At 63.4% G+C, this 2,037-nt stretch carries 3 protein-coding genes; 2 read left to right on the top strand and 1 reads right to left on the bottom strand.

Going from position 1 to position 2,037, the window contains the following annotated elements; genetic code table 11:
* Positions 1-263, top strand: a 263-nt coding sequence (locus VTU_RS29275; RefSeq protein WP_010108627.1) for a choice-of-anchor U domain-containing protein, incomplete at its 5' end; no start/stop codon positions are given.
* A gap of 109 nt (positions 264-372) precedes the next feature.
* On the opposite strand, the gene VTU_RS29270 is transcribed toward VTU_RS29275, so the two are convergent.
* The gene (locus VTU_RS29270; protein ID WP_010108626.1) at positions 373-654 is read right to left on the bottom strand and encodes an ArsR/SmtB family transcription factor; all 282 of its coding nucleotides are present in this window, start codon (positions 652-654) and stop codon (positions 373-375) included.
* A 651-nt stretch (positions 655-1,305) separates the two neighbouring features.
* Here VTU_RS29270 and VTU_RS29265 point away from each other — a divergent pair.
* A partial coding sequence (locus VTU_RS29265; protein ID WP_010108624.1) for an Ig-like domain-containing protein occupies positions 1,306-2,037 on the top strand: 732 nt, incomplete at its 3' end.

Below are 2,037 nucleotides of genomic sequence, written 5' to 3'. Positions count from 1 at the left end.
TGGACCCCGCGCTGGGCGTGGGCGGCTACTGGGTGAAAGACGGCACCGACACCTGGGTCAACCTGAGCAGCGCGCCCTACGGCGGCAAGATGGTGAGCGAAGGCGGGCGGCTGCGGCTGGACTTTGCAATCACCGATGGCGGACCGTTCGACGCCGACGGCCAGGCCAACGGCGTCATCACCGCGCCCGGTGCCGCAGCGCAGATGCCGCTGTCCATCGTGGGGCAGGCCTCGGATGGGGCGGCCGGCGACCTCTGGCTTTGAAGAAGGCAGCCCCCGAAGTTGCCTCCTTGCAACTTTCATGATCCGTTCGGAACACCCCGGATGATGAAAGATACTGAGAGGTGTGCGGGCCAGCGCGGGTAGAGATCGGTCAAACGCCGATCACTCGTACCCCAGCCAGACTCTCCAGCGCGTTCACGACATGGGGTCCGGCCAGCCGGTAGTAGCGATGGCGGCCCTGGCGCTGGACGGTCAGCAGCCCGCCGTCCAGCAGTTTCGCCAGGTGCGCACTCGCGGTCTGCGCGGTCACGCCCGCCGCCTCGGCCAGGGCGCCGGCCGGCCAGGAGCCTCCGTCCGCCAAGCTGATCAGCATCACGGAGCGCACGGGCTCGCCGATCAAATGAGCCACCGTGGAGATGTGGTGCGTCGTCATCGGGTCTTCCTTTCGGATACACGCAGAGAAGTCCGCGCGGCCTCCCCCGGGCCCATCTTCCTCAAGAGGGGTCACGGGGGACGTTAATGCTTGCACGAAATGATGCCTTCGTGCACAGGGCTTGGCTGAGCGCGCCCACGGCCAGCGTCAACGCCCCGACGAACACCCTCCGCGCAAACCTCATGAGGCCTTGCTTTCGGCGGTTTCATGAAGCCAGCGTCGAACGATTCCGATCCAGCAGGCAGCAAGCCAGCATCTGTGCATCCGCCTGACTCGTCCGTACAAACCAGGGTTTGCACGGACTGAGAAATCCGCGTTTATTGCACTCGCACAAGCCAAAGGGTCCGGCCCGCAGCGCGCGGGCGCCTGAACGCGCAGGGCCCGGCGATTCGCAGCAACAGCAGGCCGTTGGCCACGCCAAAGGAGGTGGACGAGATCACCGCCTGCGCCATGTGTTCTGCACAAGGGTCGAACGGTGGCGCGCGAGGGTACGCCGGGTCGGCCTGAGGAATTGCCGAATAAAACGCCGGCCTATGTTCAAATGTGCATCACTTTTGTTACGTTCCCGTTGCCGTTTCGGTGGGATTCCAGCCCGTCGCAGGGGCTGCGCCCCGAGTCCGCCACCGCACACCACCCGCTCAAGGAAACACCATGGCTATCACTTCCGTCAGCATTCGGGCCGACAAATACAAGCTGGGCAAGGGTGAATCGACCACCGTGCATTTCAGGTTCAACGAAACGCCGCGGCACGTGGCTTTCAACCTCGTCGACGACTGTACGACCATGCCGTCCGGTACCCGCTGGACCAGCGGGTTGACCAGGGACCCCGACGATAGCCGTCACTACTGGGCCACACTGAGTGCGGATGACAACAGGGAAGACTGTGGCGGCCGCATCACCATAGAACATATCAATCTGATAGCAGATCAGACCGGCGATGCGGGCTCAGGGGTCTCCCAATCCGATTGGATTTCCGTCGATACCGTCAACCCCCGGCTCAATAGCATCACGCTCGACGACACCAACCTCCAAATCGGCAAAACCACCAGGGTCAGGTTCGTTTTCAACGAGATAGTCAGCGTCGCAAGCGTCAGGGCAGCCATCGACCTCTCCAATGCCCATGGCACGCTGGGCGACCTCTACAGCATCACCGGCGGCGACACCTGGATCGCCATCTTCACCCCCACAGCCCACACGGCAAACACCGCAGATTGCAAGATCGGCCTGAACGTCAGCCAGGTGCGCGACCTGCATGGCAACGCGGGACAGGACTCCTCCGGCGGAAGCAACCCCGTCTACAGCGGCAACTACACCGTCAACACCTGGAACCCCGCGCTGAACGCCATCACGTCCGTCAACATTCGGCTCGAAAGCCATACGCTG

The sequence above is a fragment of the Verminephrobacter aporrectodeae subsp. tuberculatae At4 genome, from assembly GCF_000193225.1.
Classification (GTDB): Bacteria; Pseudomonadota; Gammaproteobacteria; order Burkholderiales; family Burkholderiaceae_C; genus Acidovorax; species Acidovorax aporrectodeae.
The sequence above is the reverse complement of the archived record's forward strand: the minus strand, read 5'-3'. Positions and strand labels throughout refer to the sequence as shown.